This window comes from Paenibacillus donghaensis (assembly GCF_002192415.1).
GTDB lineage: Bacteria > Bacillota > Bacilli > Paenibacillales > Paenibacillaceae > Paenibacillus_AQ > Paenibacillus_AQ donghaensis.
Genome location: NZ_CP021780.1, coordinates 4,971,290 through 4,988,948 on the forward strand (window position 1 = coordinate 4,971,290; position 17,659 = coordinate 4,988,948).

Annotated in this window: 20 protein-coding genes; 16 read left to right on the forward strand and 4 right to left on the reverse strand. The window is 41.1% G+C overall.

Annotated elements, in window-relative coordinates; all coding sequences use genetic code 11:
* The first annotated feature begins 2 nt into the window (after positions 1-2).
* The 16 genes from cpaB to B9T62_RS22890 all read left to right on the forward strand — a co-directional run bounded on the left by cpaB (position 3) and on the right by B9T62_RS22890 (position 13,697).
* Positions 3-752 (forward strand): Flp pilus assembly protein CpaB, encoded by a 750-nt coding sequence (gene cpaB / locus B9T62_RS22815; protein ID WP_087917397.1) that lies wholly within the window; start codon positions 3-5, stop codon positions 750-752.
* Positions 745-1,611: a hypothetical protein gene (locus tag B9T62_RS22820; protein WP_087917398.1), complete on the forward strand. Its 867-nt coding sequence runs from the start codon at positions 745-747 to the stop codon at positions 1,609-1,611. Before cpaB ends, B9T62_RS22820 begins: the two co-directional genes overlap by 8 nt.
* Positions 1,608-2,957 (forward strand): CpaF/VirB11 family protein, encoded by a 1,350-nt coding sequence (locus B9T62_RS22825; protein ID WP_087917399.1) that lies wholly within the window; start codon positions 1,608-1,610, stop codon positions 2,955-2,957. Before B9T62_RS22820 ends, B9T62_RS22825 begins: the two co-directional genes overlap by 4 nt.
* Positions 2,954-3,892 carry a type II secretion system F family protein gene (locus B9T62_RS22830; protein WP_087917400.1) on the forward strand — a complete coding sequence of 313 codons (939 nt, stop codon included), beginning with the start codon at positions 2,954-2,956 and terminating at the stop codon, positions 3,890-3,892. Before B9T62_RS22825 ends, B9T62_RS22830 begins: the two co-directional genes overlap by 4 nt.
* 15 nt (positions 3,893-3,907) lie before the next feature.
* Positions 3,908-4,144, forward strand: coding sequence for a hypothetical protein (locus B9T62_RS22835; protein ID WP_087917401.1), 237 nt, complete (start codon positions 3,908-3,910; stop codon positions 4,142-4,144).
* Positions 4,125-4,874: a JAB domain-containing protein gene (locus tag B9T62_RS22840; protein WP_087917402.1), complete on the forward strand. Its 750-nt coding sequence runs from the start codon at positions 4,125-4,127 to the stop codon at positions 4,872-4,874. Before B9T62_RS22835 ends, B9T62_RS22840 begins: the two co-directional genes overlap by 20 nt.
* A gap of 15 nt (positions 4,875-4,889) precedes the next feature.
* Entirely contained in the window at positions 4,890-5,765 is an 876-nt protein-coding gene (locus B9T62_RS22845; RefSeq protein WP_245863992.1) for a secretion protein F, read from the forward strand.
* A 34-nt stretch (positions 5,766-5,799) separates the two neighbouring features.
* Entirely contained in the window at positions 5,800-6,192 is a 393-nt protein-coding gene (locus B9T62_RS22850; protein WP_245863994.1) for a DUF4320 family protein, read from the forward strand.
* Positions 6,189-6,728 carry a hypothetical protein gene (locus B9T62_RS22855; RefSeq protein WP_087917404.1) on the forward strand — a complete coding sequence of 180 codons (540 nt, stop codon included), beginning with the start codon at positions 6,189-6,191 and terminating at the stop codon, positions 6,726-6,728. Before B9T62_RS22850 ends, B9T62_RS22855 begins: the two co-directional genes overlap by 4 nt.
* A gap of 117 nt (positions 6,729-6,845) precedes the next feature.
* A complete protein-coding gene (locus B9T62_RS22860; RefSeq protein WP_087917405.1) occupies positions 6,846-7,034 on the forward strand; it encodes a hypothetical protein in 189 nt (62 codons plus the stop codon).
* Positions 7,035-7,051: 17 nt separating this feature from the next.
* Positions 7,052-7,420, forward strand: a complete 369-nt coding sequence (locus tag B9T62_RS41520; RefSeq protein ID WP_342746197.1) for a DUF6550 family protein — start codon at positions 7,052-7,054, stop codon at positions 7,418-7,420.
* 66 nt (positions 7,421-7,486) lie between these two features.
* The gene (locus B9T62_RS22870; RefSeq protein WP_087917407.1) at positions 7,487-9,229 is read left to right on the forward strand and encodes a DUF8193 domain-containing protein; all 1,743 of its coding nucleotides are present in this window, start codon (positions 7,487-7,489) and stop codon (positions 9,227-9,229) included.
* Between the two features lie 18 nt (positions 9,230-9,247).
* On the forward strand, positions 9,248-9,928 hold the full coding sequence (locus B9T62_RS22875) for a hypothetical protein (protein WP_087917408.1): 681 nt from the start codon (positions 9,248-9,250) through the stop codon (positions 9,926-9,928).
* Positions 9,929-9,931: 3 nt separating this feature from the next.
* Positions 9,932-10,753 (forward strand): C39 family peptidase, encoded by an 822-nt coding sequence (locus B9T62_RS22880; protein ID WP_245863996.1) that lies wholly within the window; start codon positions 9,932-9,934, stop codon positions 10,751-10,753.
* A 16-nt stretch (positions 10,754-10,769) separates the two neighbouring features.
* On the forward strand, positions 10,770-12,584 hold the full coding sequence (locus B9T62_RS22885; RefSeq protein WP_245863999.1) for a VirB4 family type IV secretion system protein: 1,815 nt from the start codon (positions 10,770-10,772) through the stop codon (positions 12,582-12,584).
* 96 nt (positions 12,585-12,680) lie between these two features.
* Entirely contained in the window at positions 12,681-13,697 is a 1,017-nt protein-coding gene (locus B9T62_RS22890; protein WP_087917410.1) for a hypothetical protein, read from the forward strand.
* A 122-nt stretch (positions 13,698-13,819) separates the two neighbouring features.
* On the opposite strand, the gene B9T62_RS22895 is transcribed toward B9T62_RS22890, so the two are convergent.
* The 4 genes from B9T62_RS22895 to B9T62_RS22910 form a co-directional block, all read right to left on the reverse strand.
* Complete coding sequence (locus tag B9T62_RS22895) at positions 13,820-15,046, reverse strand: putative phage abortive infection protein (RefSeq protein ID WP_087917411.1); 1,227 nt, start codon at positions 15,044-15,046, stop codon at positions 13,820-13,822.
* A gap of 386 nt (positions 15,047-15,432) precedes the next feature.
* Positions 15,433-16,323: a UPF0489 family protein gene (locus B9T62_RS22900; protein WP_087917412.1), complete on the reverse strand. Its 891-nt coding sequence runs from the start codon at positions 16,321-16,323 to the stop codon at positions 15,433-15,435.
* 108 nt (positions 16,324-16,431) lie between these two features.
* The gene (locus B9T62_RS22905) at positions 16,432-16,647 is read right to left on the reverse strand and encodes a hypothetical protein (RefSeq protein ID WP_087917413.1); all 216 of its coding nucleotides are present in this window, start codon (positions 16,645-16,647) and stop codon (positions 16,432-16,434) included.
* A 413-nt stretch (positions 16,648-17,060) separates the two neighbouring features.
* Entirely contained in the window at positions 17,061-17,579 is a 519-nt protein-coding gene (locus tag B9T62_RS22910) for an exodeoxyribonuclease X C-terminal domain-containing protein (protein WP_087917414.1), read from the reverse strand.
* Positions 17,580-17,659 lie beyond the last annotated feature (80 nt).

Below are 17,659 nucleotides of genomic sequence, written 5' to 3' on the forward strand. Positions count from 1 at the left end.
TTATGTACAGATTTAAAAATCGTTCAGTATTAGGAGTAACTTGTATTCTACTCTCCCTCATCATTTGTTTTGGCATTGCACCACTCTTAAATCGTGCAACCGGCGATACCACTCAAATCATTCGTATTACCAAGGATATCCCCAAAGGAGCGGTAATCCAGTCTGCGCAGGTAGAAACCGTAGAGGTAGGAAAACTCCACTTGCCTGCATCTGTTCTTAAAGTATCGGAGGCCGTCGTTGGACAATATGCGGCGGTGGACCTCAAATCTGGCGACTATTTGCTTCCCTCTAAGTTGTCTGCTGTTCCACTAGATGCTTACCTCAATCGACTGGATGGGCATAAACAAGCTATGTCCGTCACAATTAAGAGCCTTGCGGCGGGGCTATCCGGGAAACTTCAACCTGGAGATATCGTGACCTTGATAGCATCAGATTACGGAGAAATGCGTACGACTACCATGCCTCCAGAGCTGCAGTATGTTGAAGTATTAGCTGTCACTGCAAGCAGCGGACTGGACGCCCAAACAGGTACTGACACCACCTCCGATGACGATGAGGACAATGAACTCCCTTCGACTTTAACGCTACTCGTTCAACCAGAGCAGGCTCAGCTTTTAGCCGATCTTGAGAATAAAGCTAAGCTGCATACGTCCCTCGTGTACCGCGGCGACCCTATATCTGCCAAAGCCTTTACCGACAAACAAGATGCTTACTTCACAGCCCAGCTTAAGAAAGGGGATGCCAATGAGTAATAAACCGTTGATCGCTGTTTGGGGCAATCCCGGTAGCGGTAAGACCTTAACGACGATCAAGCTAGCTAAAGCCCTTGCCGCAAAAAAACAAAATGTTCTCATTCTTTGCTGTGATGCGCTTTGCCCCTCCACTTCCACAATCTTGCCGCAAGCTGCCAAGCAACAACGCTCCCTAGGCGAACTACTCAGTCTACCTTCTCTAACCCAAGAAGAATTACTACGGTATGCTCTCCCACTGGATGATTCTCCTCATATTGCTCTGATTGGTTACAAAAAAGGGGACACCGCTTATATGTATGCTTCTTACAACAGGGAGCGGGCTGTCGATCTTCTAACGTTGGCAAGACATCTGGCAGATGTGATATTGGTTGACTGCTCCAGCTATCTGTCCGCCGATCCCCTTTCCACGATAGCACTAGAACTGGCGGATACCGTCTTTCGGCTGCATAGTTGTGAGCTGAAAAGCCTGATGTTCTATGCTTCCTATTTACCATTGTTGACAGATTTACGATTTCGCCGTTCTTTGAATGTCTCTGTACTATCCAATGTTAAAGTAGGGCAAAACGAAAAGGAATACAGTCAAGTTTTCGGGGGCATTGAAGTAACCCTTCCCTATGTGACTGAGCTGGAGCAACAAACGGCAGATGCCCGGCTGCTCGATGATTTAAGTGGCAAAGACGCAAAGACTTATCTGAGTGGAGTGGAACATTTAATTCAACTAGCTTTACCGGAAGAACACCAGCAAGTAGCGAAGTCAAAAGATAAATCTTCTAAGACTTCTACCAGTAATACGACAACCTTAAATCTCCTCAATTGGCTAAAATCATTCCTTCCAAAGCGCCGAGGTGATGGTCAATGAATCAAGCTTCTTCTATATTTTTTTCTGCTACTCAGTCCAAGCCCTTTGCGGATGTGCTAAAGGAAGTCCAGACCTATCTTTCCGGGAAATATGCCACACTGATGAGTCGCCACCCCGAAGAGCAAAAACAACAGATCGTCTCCTACATGAGTCAATATCTGACCGACCAACGGTTACATGTGCCAGGACTTACCTTCGATGAACTGATTGACCGACTGTATGCCGAGATGGTGGAGTATTCCTTTTTGACTCGTTATCTTTTTTCAAGAGATGTCGAGGAAATCAATATCAACAGCTACAATGACGTAAAAATCAGCTACACGGATGGACGCATACTCCCCGCTGAAGAACAGTTTTCTTCTCCAGAGCATGCGGTAGATGTCATACGGCGACTACTTCACCAGTCCGGTATGATCCTGGACTATTCCCAGCCCATTGTGCGAGGCCATTTGGCCAACAATATTCGCATTACCGTGTTCGGTGCTCCGATCACAGATAAAGATAAGGGTATCGCTGCCTCCATACGGATCATTAACCCGCAAAAGTTAGCCCGAGAAGAATTTATTCAGAATGAAACAGCGACCGCAGAAATGCTGGACTTCCTCAGCCTCTGTCTAAAGTATGGGGTATCTATGTGCGTCACTGGAGCCACTGGCAGCGGTAAAACAACCTTGATGAGCTGGCTGCTTTCCACCATTCCCTATGACAAACGTATCTTCACTATTGAAAATGATTGCCGTGAGTTTGATCTGGTCATTACCGATGAAAACGGCCGTGTTCTGAACAACGTGGTGCATACTGTAACACGCTCTAGCGAAGATCCCCGCCAGCATATCGATCAGGAAAAGCTACTGGAATTTGCCCTGACTGCCAACCCAGATGTAATTTGCGTCGGGGAAATGAAATCTGCCGAAGCTTTTGCCTCTCAGGAAGCAGCTCGAACCGGTCATACTGTGATTACCACAACCCATGCAAATTCATGTTTTGCTACCTACTACCGCATGGTGACGCTCTGTACCCAGAAATATGAAATGAATGACCAGACCCTGTACAACCTGGTAACAGAAGCTTTTCCACTCATTTTGTTTGTGAAGAAACTAGAGGACAATACCCGCAGGATGATGGAAATCACAGAATGCTGCATACTCCCAGATGGTCAGCGCGTCATTCATACGTTATTCCGGTTTGCCGTCCATGCTACTCGTGAAGAAGCTGGACGCATTTGCATCGACGGCGCTTATGAGAAAGTTCGTGACATCTCTATCGGCCTACAAAAACGTTTGCTCGAGAACGGTTTACCCTTATCCTCATTGCAACGTCTGCTATCAGGAGGTGAAGCCTCATGATGTTTATGCTGCTGTTAGCTTTTATCGGTTTAACTGCAGGCTGCATGCTGATCCTTCAACTCACTACTTATGCATTAGCTCAAGAACTCTCCGAACTACTCTCCCATTTGTCTATTCGAAGTCAATCATTAGCAAAACGAATCCGTGCTGTTCAGCACCCCAAAAAGCTTAAGGGCTGGAGAGCTACAGTCCATGAAGCTCAAGCCATTCTAGACCAGACGGGGCATAGTCAACGGTTTGGTTTGCTTATCGTCGGTTCATTATCCTTAGCACTTATAGGATCTATGCTGGCAATCTTCATGAACAATTTATGGCTGTTACCCATAATGGCTGGAGGATTTGCCCTGCTTCCTTTTTGGGGTGTCTTGTTCAGCTCCACATTCTACAAGAAGCGGCTTGGTAGTGAATTAGAAACGGCTCTTTCCGTCATTACCACCTCCTACCTGCGTAACGAGAATATTCTGGCAGCCATTGAAGAAAATCTCCCTTACTTGAATCCTCCCGTAGCAGATGTGTTTCAAGCATTCCTAGCTGAAACTAAACTGATTCATGCCAACCTTAGACTGGCGATTCAACAGCTTAGAGGCCGGATTAATAACGCTGTCTTTCAGGAGTGGTGTGATGCCATAATTGCCTGCCAAGATGACCGCACGTTGAAATCCACACTCATGCCCATTGTCGCCAAATTGTCCGATATGCGCGTTGTCTCAGCGGAACTCGACTATTTGCTCTATGAGCCGTTAAAAGAATTTCTAACAATGGCTATTCTGCTCGTCGGCAATATCCCCTTGCTTTATTTTCTGAACCATGACTGGTTCCACACATTGACTACCAGCACTCCTGGGCATATTGTGCTTTCAATCTGCGCATTTGCGCTGTTTGTCTCACTGGCAGCAGTGATCCGGCTTACTCGTCCTCTGGAATACAAACGTTAAGAAAGGAGAATTAAAATGCACGAATCTATTCGATTACTATGTGATTTGATTGAGGCTCCCCCGCAAGAGCAGATCATCTTACAATCCCTGATTGAAGAATATGGATTCCATAATTTTTGGGACCAGTTAGAGGAAGAGGAATTCTCTGACGATTTGAAAAACAAGCTGCAGGCAGTAAAAAAGATCTTAAATGCATTGGAGCTAGGCCCATCTCCAGAAAGGAGCGAATCCGATGGCCCAAGACTCCCTTGATAAGAGAATGGTCAAAGAATATATACAATCCCTTCATCAGTTAACGGGAATTCCACGCCATAAATTAGAAGACTATGGAACTACCAATAGCCTGATGAATGCTCTGGAGCATCCCCATTCCCTGGAACTTACTTCAATGCAACTACAGAAAGTAGAACAGCTAAATGAATTTCTTATCTCCCATCGTGTTCTGCAGTGGGAAGAGGAAAATACACAGCGAAAAATTACATCTCCTGATCTGGCAGGAAGCTACTTCTCCGCATTTTTACTCGGGCTAAGGGATCGAGAACGCTTCATGGTTGCCTTCTTAGATAATGGTAACCATGTGATTGAAACACGAATTATTTCTGAAGGTGGTCTAACCGAAGCTCCCGTTTATCCCCGCAATATTTTAAAGGCTGCGCTGAATTGTGACTGCACATCCATCATTATGGCGCATAACCATCCGGGCGGAAGTCTGAAGCCATCTTGGGAGGATATGGAGATGACTAAACGAATGGTTGCGATCTTTGAACCGCTCCACATTGGTATTTTGGATCACATCATTATTGGTAATGCTGGCTTTACTTCACTTGCACAGATGGGACAATTACCAAAAGCAGTTGAAGAGGCGATTAGTTACGAGGCCATCACCCTCAAAAGTCTGGAGGAAGTCGAACGGTATATTCCCGCTCCTTATCCGGAACCCATATGGGATGGTGTAGTACGTGAGGAAGAATGGGAGCGCTAAAGGAGGTGACTGTCTATGATGTCCGGATTACTATTGTTCATGGGTTTGCTTTTTGCTGCTGGAACTTATCTCGTACTAGCAGACCTGATTAAACTTCCTACACTTGCTGCCTCGAAGGCTGTCATTCGAGTCGCACGAACTGGGAAGAAAAGCAGTTCTAGCTTAGATGCTCTTGTCTTTCGTATCTCTTCCTGGCTAGCTCCAAAACTTCCACTAAGTGAATACTATAAACGCAAAACTGCTGCGACCCTTCAGTCAGCTGGCATTCCACTAACCCCGCAAGCCTTTGTAGCCCATTCCATTGTAAAAGCAGGTCTGATTTTCGGTTTAGGATTAGTCAGCCTGCCAATTTTACCGCTGATTTCACCACTCTTTATCTTTTTGGCTATCGCCGTATTTTTCAAGAATATCGGTGCGGCAAGTGAATCTGTTCGCAAAAAAAGAGAAGAAATTGAAGCCGAACTCCCACGGTTTGTGGCCACTATCGCGCAAGAACTTAAAGCAACCAGAGACGTGCTGCGGATGCTTGAGGTCTACGCCAAAAATGCCAAGAACAGCTTACAGAGTGAATTATTTATTACTATAGCGGACATGAAGAGCGGTAATCAGGAGACGGCACTGCTGAGGCTAGAGACCCGTATTAGCAGCACGATGTTATCGGATATTGTGCGTGGGTTGCTAGCCGTATTACGCGGGGATCAGGGAGTCGTCTATTTTGAAATGCTCGCGCATGACTTCAAATTGGTAGAGATCCAGCGACTCAAGCTTATTGCAATGAAACGCCCAGGCAAAGTACGCAAGTATTCATTCTATATGCTCGGATGCTTTATGTTGATGTACATTGTCATTTTGGGCATGGAGATCATGCAGGCGATGGGCAAGTTATTCTGATGCATACCATCTAGAAGGAAAGGAGGAATGCTTGGTGTCCATCCTCCGAAGTAAGCGCGGAGAAGGTTACGTCGATGTGGTGGTGCTAGTATTGGCTGCCATGTTATGCGTAGCTCTGGCGATCAAGGTGTTTCCGGCTTTTGTTGTAAAGAATCAACTGGACACTTTCGCCGCGGAACTGGCACGAGAAGCTGAGATATCCGGTAGAGTTGGCAGTGAGACTACTGAGCGTGCTAGTGAATTACAAACACAAACCGGTCTATACCCTACAATTACGTGGAGTAGAACCGGACAAATTCAAATTAACGAAGAAGTAACGGTAACTTTGAAAACCTCTGTTAATATCGGACTATTTGGGGATTTTGGCTCCTTCCCCATTGAACTCACCGCCAGAGCTCAAGGAAAGTCTGAGGTGTATTGGAAATGAAGTGGCTGACTAACAAATCCGGAAATGGCTTTCCGTTAGTTGTTGCCATTGTGTTGGCAATACTGATGTTTTCCTGTGCAATTTTTGAATATATGCGTCTAACGATTATCGCCAGTGGTGTACGGGATGCCGTGCAAAGCTCCATTATTGCCGTGGTTGCTGAAAACTACAGTAATGTATACAGCAGCCTGCGGCAAAGTTACTCCGGTGGTTATCTACGGTCCGGAAACGAATGGCAGGAGCAGGTCTCCATAGGACATATCTATCCTCAGCTACAAGAGAATTTGGGACTGACCCAACAAGGGACACGATATGCCAAGCTAATTGGAGATCAAGCGGAATATAGCGTCTCGGGATTAAACGTAACTCTCATCAATGCACCTTTTGCTCCTTTATCTCCGAGCACCACGGAACAATTCACGGCAGAAGCATTAATTCAGCTGGAAGTGCCCCTTTCCTTTGGCTGGGGTCATCTACCTCCCATGAAGGCGGAGTTACATGTTAAAGCAATATATATGCCTCGATTCAACCCATAAACTCGTTAAATATTTTTGAGTTTGCTGATTTCATTGGATTTTACAGATTTATACAGTAAAATAGAAGAACGGGATCCTCTTGTAAGAACACAAATATGCTATAAGGAGTTGAGAATCATGAAGCGAAAGATATGGGCTTTTGCCGGAGGAATTGTGCTTGTTGGTCTTATAGTCACTTGGGCAGCATGGCCACAGCAAGACAGTAGTCAGATACCTGATCCAACCAATACTATAACCACAGCAATTCCTTCTGAAATTAATGTTTCTGAAATAGAGCCAAGCCCTACTAACTCCCCCACAATCTAAGCCCAAGTCCCTCCCCCATCTCTGTTGCCGAAATTACCCCTCAGCCTACTATATCTGAAACTCCTATACTTCAGCCGGAAAAGGAAAAGAAGAACGTTGAAGTACCGATTACACAACCTGCAAAAACACCTAAACCTACCCAGCCACCTAAGCCAAAGGTTAAGGCTTCTACAAAACCACAGTCTCCTGCTTCTACTCCAGCTTACGAGGAAAAGACAACTCAACCAAATAAACAAAAAGATGAACCAAAGGCTGGAGCAAAAAATAATGATGGGAAGGTTTACGTTCCTGGCTTTGGATGGGTTGAGGATCAAGGCGGCGGAACCCAAGTTGTTGAAACTGGAAATAATGGTGATTTGAATAAGCAAGTTGGAGACATGGATTAAAATCACTAAAACATGAGAAAAGACGCGGCGTGTTGCTGCGTCTTTTTCTTTTGGGAGGCATTGGTTATGAGTCGATTTTTTAAATGTATGTTTATCCTATTACTTACAATGACCTTCTTCATACCGTATATTTCAAATGCTGATGGTACTGGTGATGGGAATATTGACATTGGCGGTGGTGGTTTAGGTAGCGGTAGTGGGGAAAACTTTTGGAATACAAATGATGAAGGAGTTAGGGTGACTGTAATAAGAGCAACTGATCAGGTTGCGGTATCTACCCCTATTGATTTTACAAATCGCACTCCTCCAAGCTCACTTATTCATTTCGGAAAAGTCAGTAAACTACAGTACAGCAAAGGGACAACTTTAAAACCGTCAACTGCCCCTTACACATATGTACAGCCTGGAGAACGTCTACCTTACATTATTAAGTCGAGTCAAGCTGAACCAAGTTTAGAGCTCATCAAAAGATATTTTTGTTCAGAGTACATGGCAATGCGCATCGCTAATGCAACAAATATAGATTACGAAACTTTAATAAATGGTAACTACAAACTTCTTATAGAACCCATCGCTTATATTACATTCCAAGGTGTGAAAATGGCGATGACCGCTCATGAGACCGCTTTGTACGATCAAATTCTTAATGGCGGATTACGTTCAAAAATGGTTAGCCTCACTCATCAAAATCTACCCTTATCCATATTTCTAGAGACCTCCGATCTTGGCTTCCCCGCTTGGAATGGTTCTACCAGCAATCGTGTCAGTAACGATCAAATTATTACTTCCCTTGGTTTGGGCATTGTCCGCTTTAATAACGTCCCTACTATCCCGTCCCCCAGTCAGACGAGCTACCAATACCGGACAGATACCGATGTGATTACCTCCGTACATCTTTCCACCTCTGTTGAAATCACCCCCGATAATCCTGCACGAGTTACATTTACGATTATGGGCAGCACTTACACGGTAACGAACATTGTCATCCCGGAAGGCGATAGTCAGTTGGTTTGGATAAAATGGCACACACCTAGCAGTCCACAATCAGCCTCTATTCAGGTGAGTTCAACAAATGGCTCACTTAGCGTTTCTTCTATAACAGCTTCTATTGTCGATCTAAACCAAAATCCCCCGCCCAACCCTACTGCCACAGATCGTAACGATTCATTTCACCTCCCTGCAGTTCCTAACTATCCATCAAAAACTACTGCCTCCTGGGGTATATGGTCGGCTAGTTGGCATGAATACTGGGTCTGGATTTCTAACTGGCAATGGCACAGTACCGGAAAGGACACCGGCTACTGGATAGATTATGGATATTGGAAAGATAAAGGGCGGTGGGATTATATCTGGACCAGCTATTTCGCTTCCCTATCTGCCACCCAATCAGTCGTACCTGATACTAAATCACCCGTTCTTTCCTCCAATAGGATGAAATCAGGATATGGCATTGAGATAACCAGCAACAGCACTACCTCTTCTAATGCTCCTAGTAGTCACATCACCGGTACCCAGCACGCTGTCACCTATTTCCCGGAGTTTTCTTATCAAACCTACTGGCGACTTCACGACCTAAAATCAGGTGGAGTGAACGCCAATTTTTGGTTGAAGACTAATGAATACTCAACATACCAAAGTCGAGTTCACTTTACGCCTGTTTGGTTCCCTGATGGACCCTATATTCCAATTACTCGCATCCTAGATGCTTGGACACCAGAAGGCATGCTGACTCTTCAACTGCAAGAAACGATTACGATCTCCGGGAACCTATTCTCTGATTGGCATATTGCACCGAAAAAAACAAAATAGAAAGTTGGTGCTGCATTTATGCTGCTGCCCATCATTGTGCTGCTCCTCTGCCTTCTTGGCGGAGGAGCTGTTTTATTTCACCTCATGAAAAGTAAATCGAAATCCAATATTACCACTGATCTTGCCATGCAAACAGCACAAGAATTCGTCCAAGTACAAGACATTCATGGGAACTTCCTTCATACACAAGGCGGTTGGCTGATGAGCTATTTACGGATCTTCCCGATTAGTCTGGATTTATTGAGCACTTCAGAAAAACGGATGCTTATTAGCAAGCTGACAGCCGAATTATCCTCTTTCAACTATCCATTTAAGTTTCTTGCGGTAAGCCGCCCTGTAGATATTTCTCCTCTAATTTCAGAACTCAGTGCCTTACTCTCTACCGCAGACCCTAAGCAGAAAGAACTGCTCCGGCAAGAAATGCTGCAGATGAACACGCTCACTCTCTCAGGTGAAGTAGTTGAGCGACAATTTTATTTAATCCTCTGGCAGCGACAAAATGACGGAACTGAACAGGACCTCTTGGACAAAGCTAAAAGGCTTGCCCAGCATTTTGAAGATGGCCAAGTGCAGACCCAACTTTTAAAACAGCAAGACATCGTTCAGTTATGCAACTTAGTTAACAATCCCTCCTACACTCACCTCGAAACGACAGAACCTGAAAATGTGATTCCTTTTCTTTCGAAGTTGGAGGTGTAGAACTTGGATCCCTTCACCGCGAAGTTACTCTCCAAAATAGCCTTTAAAATCGCCTCGGACGAACAAGCTCGTAAACGAATATTGATGCTGATTTTACTTCCGGCAGCCACCTTATTAGTTCTCATCGCTATGGTTCTACAACTGCTTACCTCCCCCTTAGAGTCACTCAAAATTTGGCTCTCAGCTGATGAAACTCCCATTGTAAATGAAATGCGTATCGACTATGGTTTCACCCAAATTCTACAAAATACCGACGAAGGATATGCGGAAAGCCAGGGACAGCAATATGAGGGAGTAACGTTTAAGGATGGAAGTCGCGAAGTTGTCTATTACAACCAAATGGACTCCCGTTGGGCAGATAAACCTTATGGTCCCAGGGACACCATTGGCGTATCCGGTTGCGGTCCAACTTCCTTATCAATTGTCGTTTCGACCCTCACCAGTAAAAGGATCGATCCATTCACTATGTCTAATTGGGCATATAACAATGGTTATTTGGCAGAAGGAACTGGTAGCTACCATAGCTTAATTCCTGATGGTGCTCAGCATTTTGGTTTAAATGTTCAAGGTGCTGCTCAAAAAGACCAGCAAACCATCATTAATGCCTTATCTAGTGGAAAACTGGTTGTTGCCATTATGGGTAAAGGTCACTTCACTTCCTCCGGCCATTTCATGGTTCTTCGAGGTGTCACCACTGAAGGCAAGATCCTTGTCGCCGATCCAGCCAGTCGAAAGCGAAGTGAGCAGGAATGGGATTTCTCCATTATTTTGAACGAAGCCAGAAAGAATGCAGCAGCAGGTGGCCCCTTCTGGATCATAAGTTGAAAGGAGAACTGATATTTTGAAACCCACATCTCCATCTTTATTTGTGAATCCTTCGCTTCTAAACGCAATCACTCCTATGGGCCTGGAGTTTTCTCGGAACGGCCTTGTGATTGGTGAACAAACAGCTAAAATGTATGGCGTCATTCAGTATCCTCCCAAAACCGATGTCGGTTGGCTCTCCACTCTAACCAATATGCCATCTACCATGGTATCCATCGGTTTTCAACCTATAGATAATAGCGCCTTAATCTCCGCAATATCCAAATCCATTACACAAAATCGCAGCATGGCCGACAGTGCTAAAGATCCTCTTACCCGTCAACGAGCAGACAAGGCGGCTACCGATGGTGAGAACATTATGATGCAGATTGACCAAAACAGTGAAACGGTTGGCCTTATGAATGTAATGGTCATGCCATTTGCAGAAGATGACAAGCAGTTCACCCGCGCATGTAGACGTGTTGAAAATACCTTCAGTATGATGCGCTGCAAAATTCGCAACCTGGCCCATCTTCAAAAAGAAGGCTTTCGTCACCTATCCCCCATGTACCCTGCACAAGATCAAATTGGGGATATCCTAAATAAAATCATGCCGATGAGCACCTTCGTGGGAGGCTTTCCCTTTGCAAGTTCTGGCTTCAACGACGGCACGGGCTATTACTTCGCCAAAGACGCTAGCGGCGCATTGGTTATCGTCGATACATGGAAACGCGGCGGCGACCGAACCAATTCAAACATCGTCATTATGGGCGTGGCTGGCGTAGGTAAATCTACAGCTGTAAAACATGTGGCACTTAGCGAATACATGAAGGGTACCAAGATTATTTTTATTGATCCAGAATCGGAATATAAGGAACTCTGCCAGAGGCTAAATGGTGACTGGATTAACGCCGGCGGTGGATCAAATGGTAGAATCAATCCGCTTCAAATCCGTCCAGCTCCTCGCGATGAAGAAGATGAGATATTTCCGCTTTATAAAGATGAAGGTCACGGTATGTCCGATATGGCGCTTCATCTGAAGAATCTGGAAATCTTCTTTAATCTCTACATCCCTGACCTGACCATGATGCAAAAAGCTGTCCTTAAGCAATGTTTGATTGAGTTGTATAATCAGTTTCTAATTACGTGGACCACAGATATTACGAAACTAGCCAGCACCGACTTCCCTACTTTTTCTGACCTCTACGCTCTGATTCATGGCAAGGAAAAGAAGCTTGGAGATGAAGTGTATAAAGAGTTGTCCCTACTGTTGCATGATATTGCACATGGTGGGGACTCTTTTTTATGGAATGGTCACAGCACCATTCAAACCCATAGCCGCTGCATTTGCTTGGACACTCATACTCTTCAAAATACTTCTGAGAATATCAAGCGAACCCAATACTTTAACCTCTTATCCTGGTGCTGGGAGCAAATGTCACAGGACCGGACAGAGCGCGTGCTGCTGATCTGTGATGAATGTTATTTGATGATTGACCCTAACGTCCCGCAGAGCCTAGTATTCTTACGAAATGTAGAGAAACGCGCTCGAAAATATGAAGCCGGCCTTGCGATTATCTCTCATAGTGTCGTGGACTTTCTAGCCCCTGAGGTCAAGATGTACGGGCAAGCACTACTGGATATACCTTGTATCAAAATACTGATGGGGACAGACGGGAAGAATCTTCAAGAAACACGAGAGCTTTATAACTTAACAGATGCAGAGGAAGAACTTCTGGCCAGCAAGAAGCGTGAACATGCTTTGTTAATGATTGGCTCCAAGAGGTTGCATGTCCATTTTGATATCCCTGAATATAAATTTGCATATATGGGAACAGCAGGAGGTCGATGATCATGGACAAAAAGAAACAGCTTGTTGAGCTTTTCTTCTATATGGGTCTAGTGGTCATTGGGATTATATTGTTATTCATGAAGGAAGGGTAAACTAATGATTCTATATCTGACTAGTAGTAGCAAGGTTAACCTACTTGATTTTATCGAGATCGAATTAGAAATGCCGATAAAAAAATTGATTGGGTCATTTTCGCTCAATTCCTTTGTGGTCAAAGATATGCGATTTTATAACCATGTTCGCTATGTAGCAATTGAACGTGGAGCAATAAAGGAGACTGACAAAGAAATGGTACAAGCACTTTTATCATTTCAGATGATGTATAAAATGCGAATCATTGTGATCTCGGAAGGGCTGCTAGAGAGCAGTCCTATTTTACAAGAACTGATACAGGCAGATATTCAAAACGTTGTTATTGCTGAAAAAATAGACAAGATTCAAGATGAGCTTCGAGAGTGTTTTTCTGATGTGGGAATGTTGCGACGTAAAGCTGAGAGAGAGTTCATCTCATTAGAGGCGATGCTTCAACTTGCACCAGTGGAAGAAGTAACACAATTTCGGTTTAACTGCACAAATGTCATAATTGCTATTGCTGGATGCGACCGGCGCGTTGGTGTGACTACTACTGCATTTAACCTAGTTTGTTGGATAAATGCCCACGGAGGAACTGCATGTTACGTTGAGGCAAATAGTAACAACCATTTGGCTCATATCATCCAACTATTCAAGCCGAAACAATCTGGAAGTGCCTTTATAATGGAAGATTCCGATTTCTATTTTAATAAAGAACTGAATCAAGATTACAACTTTATTATATTTGATATTGGAGTGCTAAAAGAAAGGAACTTACAAGAAGCTTTCTTAAACGCGGATATTAGAATACTATGTGGTTCGGCTATGCCTTATGAACTGGTTGGATTTTACCGAGCTCTAGAACGGTGCCAAAACTTCTCTGTACACGCACTTGGATTATTTGTCCCTGATAATATTAAGCCATATTTGTCACAGAGTATTAGTAAAAACATTGTTTACTGTAACAGTTCTCACGACCTCTTTGATTCAAAATCAAATAGTGGAATTTTTGAAATGTTTTTAAAAGAACATTTCATCTGAATCTACTATATCCGTATTTCCAATATTTAAATTTTAGAAATCAATTTCCAACATTCGTAAAGAAGAGACATGACTAGTTATTGGAATCATATCTCTTCTATTTATTATATTTATTATATTTATTAAAATGGATCCAAATTCTCTAATTCATGAACATCGTTTCTCCAAATAAAATCAGATGTTACTAAATGATCATCAAAAAAATTAGTATTTTTTATTAGCAATTGGAACTTCTCTCCTTTATATGAATATACAATATTATAAAATAGCATTATTAATTCATAAGATGATAGTTGCGCTCTTAAAATCCCTCTGTACTTCCTCTTCTCATTATTGTCTTTAAAAGGGGCTTTATTGAATTCTTCATCCTGAATTAATTTTACAATTCTATACAAATTCCTGAAATAGTGCCCTAATAAGCTCTCATTTTTTTCATATACTTTTTGAAATGCGTAGACCTTTAATTCTTTCAAAGGATTTTCAACGAATTCATTTAGGTATTTTTCAACATACATATTGGAAACACTAGCTTCATATGACTCTTTAAGGTTTAGTGCCTCTAGCCATTTTAAATACTCTACTTTGTTGAATAAAATATTTTCATTAAACCTTAAAATATGCTCTTGTTCCTCTTTATTCCATAATTTATTTGTTCCTTGTTCCATGGATACATAAAATGAGTCGTGTCTAGAAGTCTCGGGGCTGTTGGATTCATCAAATGATGGAAATATAGGATTATTTTCTTCAAATTCTCTTATGAAATTGTTCAGATGATGGTCAATATATACCTTTCTTACTAATTCATCTAGAGCCTTTTTATTATCTACTAGTGCTCGCTCTTTTAATCCTTTTGAATAATTTTCATATATTTCAGTGTCGTAGTAGTCTCTCAGTTCCTCGTAGAATACTTTAATGGCCTCTCTTCCTTTTTTATCCTTGTAGTTAATCTCGCTAAGAATATTATGATGCAAATTAATCATGTTAAAAAAAGTACTATCAAATTGCTGCTTTTTCATTGTCGAATTAGTTATCTCATATTCTTCTCTTGTTTTTTTCACTTCATCTCGTTGTAATGCTAATTCTTCTTTTTGCATAATTATTGCCGCAGTTACAAATATAATACTTGCTAATGATAAAAGGCCTACTGTAGTACCTCCGAAGTAATCACCTACAGTTCCTAAATCTTTAAAATCGTTAACATCAAATCTCTTATTTGCAACTAACATAATGATGAAAGGAACCGCCACAGCACCAAGTGCTACAACAAAGCCACATATAATCCACCAATTTTCTTTCTTTGAGAACCATGATTTCTCTTCATTATCATTGTTTTTAGAATCCGGATCCAAAAATGAGCCTCTTTTCGAAATACATATTTTATCAACTTTTTTTGATTGAATATCAAACTGAGTAAAAAATCCAAGCAATCGTAATGTCTGTACACTTCAGACTTAGTACTTACGTAAATAAAGACTTTAGTTTTCTCATATAATGTTAAGGCAAGAGTATTGTGTCTCATAAACATCTATCGGACTAAATTAACATATGAATATTTTGAATTATCACACTTAATCGCATATTACATTGAACTTATCGTTCTCAATCTTTACGATTCCCTTTTAAAAAATAGATTAGATTTAAAAGCAGTTCACGTGAAGTTGCGAGATTTTCACAATAATGGAACTCATATTCAATGGTACCCTAATCAAAATTGAGGAAAACCGTAAAATGAGAATCAATTTTCCAATGCCTTTCTAATATGTGAAAATAATTTTTCAAGTAAAGCTCCGCTGTTGATATCTTCGTTATTATGTTTTAAAAGATCAACACACACCGACTCTTTAGCAATGGTAATAATTTCTGCATTTCTAATAAGATTATAAAAAACACTACAGCTTTTGGGTTCAATAGATAGATTAGAGTGAAAATAATCCAAGTCAATATCTAGAATGTATTTTACTGAGAAAGTACCCTTGTCAGAGACAACAGCAGGGCACATTTCATTTAAGATTTTAAACTTATCAAATAAAAAATCATCTTCTAAAACAATATTATCAATATCCAAATTTGAAAATGTTGAAAAACCATTCATAATCGACAATTCTGTCTCTGGTTCATAAGGTGGCATGTATACTGTCGCAAATGGATATGTGCGAGGTCTAGAAGCTATTCCTTCTCTAAAGAAAAACTTTATCGGATCAGTTTTGTGCAAAGATAATCGCTTGGCTTCTTCTAAAGATTGAGGTTCATCAGAATAGTTATCATGACTAATAATAAACGCTTTATTAATTATTTTTGTTTCAATAGCCGTGTAAATATGCTCGTCATGTTTTAATTTCATTATTGCATTATAAACAGTATTTTGATCTCTGTAATCTATGGCTTTTATCAATGATTTCACAAGTTCCTTTTCTTTTTGCTCCCCTTTATTCTTAGAGTTATTATAAACGAAAGACAGAAAAGGACTATGTGTATCAGTATGATGATCGAGCGATATCACCACTAGTTCTTCATTGATTTTACATTTAATTTCAGCCCAAGGCAGTAATGCAAAATGGTGGTGTTCAAAAACAAATATATGCTTGTCACCAATTATCAGTCTATCTATATTTGCTTGTTTTAACATTTATCATCACTCCTTTATTGTTAGCAAAATATCATAAAGTATAGAATTTAAATTTTTTCTTCGCCCAATCTTTTTATAAATAAATACATCACTCATTTCACGAAATAACTAATTCCAATAACTAATAACTCCAATGATAAAAATAGAAATTCCAAGAACTACAATAAAAATAACTAATTGTCCCTCACTACTCTTATAGTCTTCGATTTCATAGAAGTGTTTTAAAAAATAGTTCAAATTGGGAGCAAGAGCAGCGATTAAAATACTCGGTGCAATTAAGGCAGGCATTCTTTCACTTTTATTATCTTCCTTATAAGCTTCCATAAGGCTTTCTATCTTCTACTTCGCATAAAGGTCATTTTCAACTAAAAATTCGGTTATCACAAAAACTTGTATGTCATGAAAATATCCTGTCCATACCGCACGAGAAGCTTTTATTGAATACTCTCTGTTAAGAATTCTACAAGTCAAGTTGTTAAAACGCTTATGGATAAAAAACAAATAATAAATCACGACAGCTGAAAGTATTATTAATTGAAAAAACCATTTTCGCTCAGCTATAAACCACACCCAAGTTAATACTAAAAGGGGGATAATTATTGGAAAGGACAATAAGAATACCCAATACGTTAATTCCATATGCTTATATATTAAATGTATGCTCTAACTTTTTGGTCATAATACGATAGCAATCTATCCTTCATACAGCACCTCGAGTAAAGAAATTCATTACATATTTATTGCAAAATTCCCCATGTTCCTTTAGTACATTTTATAATAATTCTTTGCTCCAGCTGTGTCTTCTGTTCATTGTCTTCTACTATCTGATAATCTCCTTGATGCATCTTACAATGAGGGCAAATGTGCATAATATATTTTGAACTTATGGTTTTGCTGTAGCGATCCTCAAGGATAATTCCAAATCCTTTAGCAAATGGAATTAATGACTTTGGTTTTGAATATGAGAGATCACTAATAATCGGACATCTATTTCTAAAGTCATGCTCTATTTCAGGATTAAACATCAGAAATATTGACATTGTTTTTTTACATTCCCAGCATTGATATCCACTTCGAATATCAACCTCCCACTCAAATTGTTCTGGGTATTGAAAGGGGATTGTTTGCACAAATTCCTGGTACTCAGGCTTGTTTGTCATTTTCTTCTCTTTCATCCACAAGAAATACGCAGGGTTTATTAAAAAAACCTCTTCAACAGTCTTATCCTTATATTTTCCAAATGTCATTATTTCCATATTTAAAACCTCACAAATTCAATTTCTTGAACATATTTGTTTATATGGCCGGCTTTATAATAATTCCGCTTTAAGTACCA

Bases quoted from the DNA above. Each gene is read 5' to 3' on its own strand.
- cpaB (WP_087917397.1), top strand. From the start codon at position 3: ATGTACAGATTTAAAAATCGTTCAGTATTAGGAGTAACTTGTATTCTA.
- B9T62_RS22820 (WP_087917398.1), top strand. From the start codon at position 745: ATGAGTAATAAACCGTTGATCGCTGTTTGGGGCAATCCCGGTAGCGGT.
- B9T62_RS22825 (WP_087917399.1), top strand. From the start codon at position 1,608: ATGAATCAAGCTTCTTCTATATTTTTTTCTGCTACTCAGTCCAAGCCC.
- B9T62_RS22830 (WP_087917400.1), top strand. From the start codon at position 2,954: ATGATGTTTATGCTGCTGTTAGCTTTTATCGGTTTAACTGCAGGCTGC.
- B9T62_RS22835 (WP_087917401.1), top strand. From the start codon at position 3,908: ATGCACGAATCTATTCGATTACTATGTGATTTGATTGAGGCTCCCCCG.
- B9T62_RS22840 (WP_087917402.1), top strand. From the start codon at position 4,125: ATGGCCCAAGACTCCCTTGATAAGAGAATGGTCAAAGAATATATACAA.
- B9T62_RS22845 (WP_245863992.1), top strand. From the start codon at position 4,890: ATGATGTCCGGATTACTATTGTTCATGGGTTTGCTTTTTGCTGCTGGA.
- B9T62_RS22855 (WP_087917404.1), top strand. From the start codon at position 6,189: ATGAAGTGGCTGACTAACAAATCCGGAAATGGCTTTCCGTTAGTTGTT.
- B9T62_RS22860 (WP_087917405.1), top strand. From the start codon at position 6,846: ATGAAGCGAAAGATATGGGCTTTTGCCGGAGGAATTGTGCTTGTTGGT.
- B9T62_RS22870 (WP_087917407.1), top strand. From the start codon at position 7,487: ATGAGTCGATTTTTTAAATGTATGTTTATCCTATTACTTACAATGACC.
- B9T62_RS22875 (WP_087917408.1), top strand. From the start codon at position 9,248: ATGCTGCTGCCCATCATTGTGCTGCTCCTCTGCCTTCTTGGCGGAGGA.
- B9T62_RS22890 (WP_087917410.1), top strand. From the start codon at position 12,681: ATGATTCTATATCTGACTAGTAGTAGCAAGGTTAACCTACTTGATTTT.
- B9T62_RS22900 (WP_087917412.1), bottom strand. From the start codon at position 16,323: ATGTTAAAACAAGCAAATATAGATAGACTGATAATTGGTGACAAGCAT.
- B9T62_RS22905 (WP_087917413.1), bottom strand. From the start codon at position 16,647: ATGGAAGCTTATAAGGAAGATAATAAAAGTGAAAGAATGCCTGCCTTA.
- B9T62_RS22910 (WP_087917414.1), bottom strand. From the start codon at position 17,579: ATGGAAATAATGACATTTGGAAAATATAAGGATAAGACTGTTGAAGAG.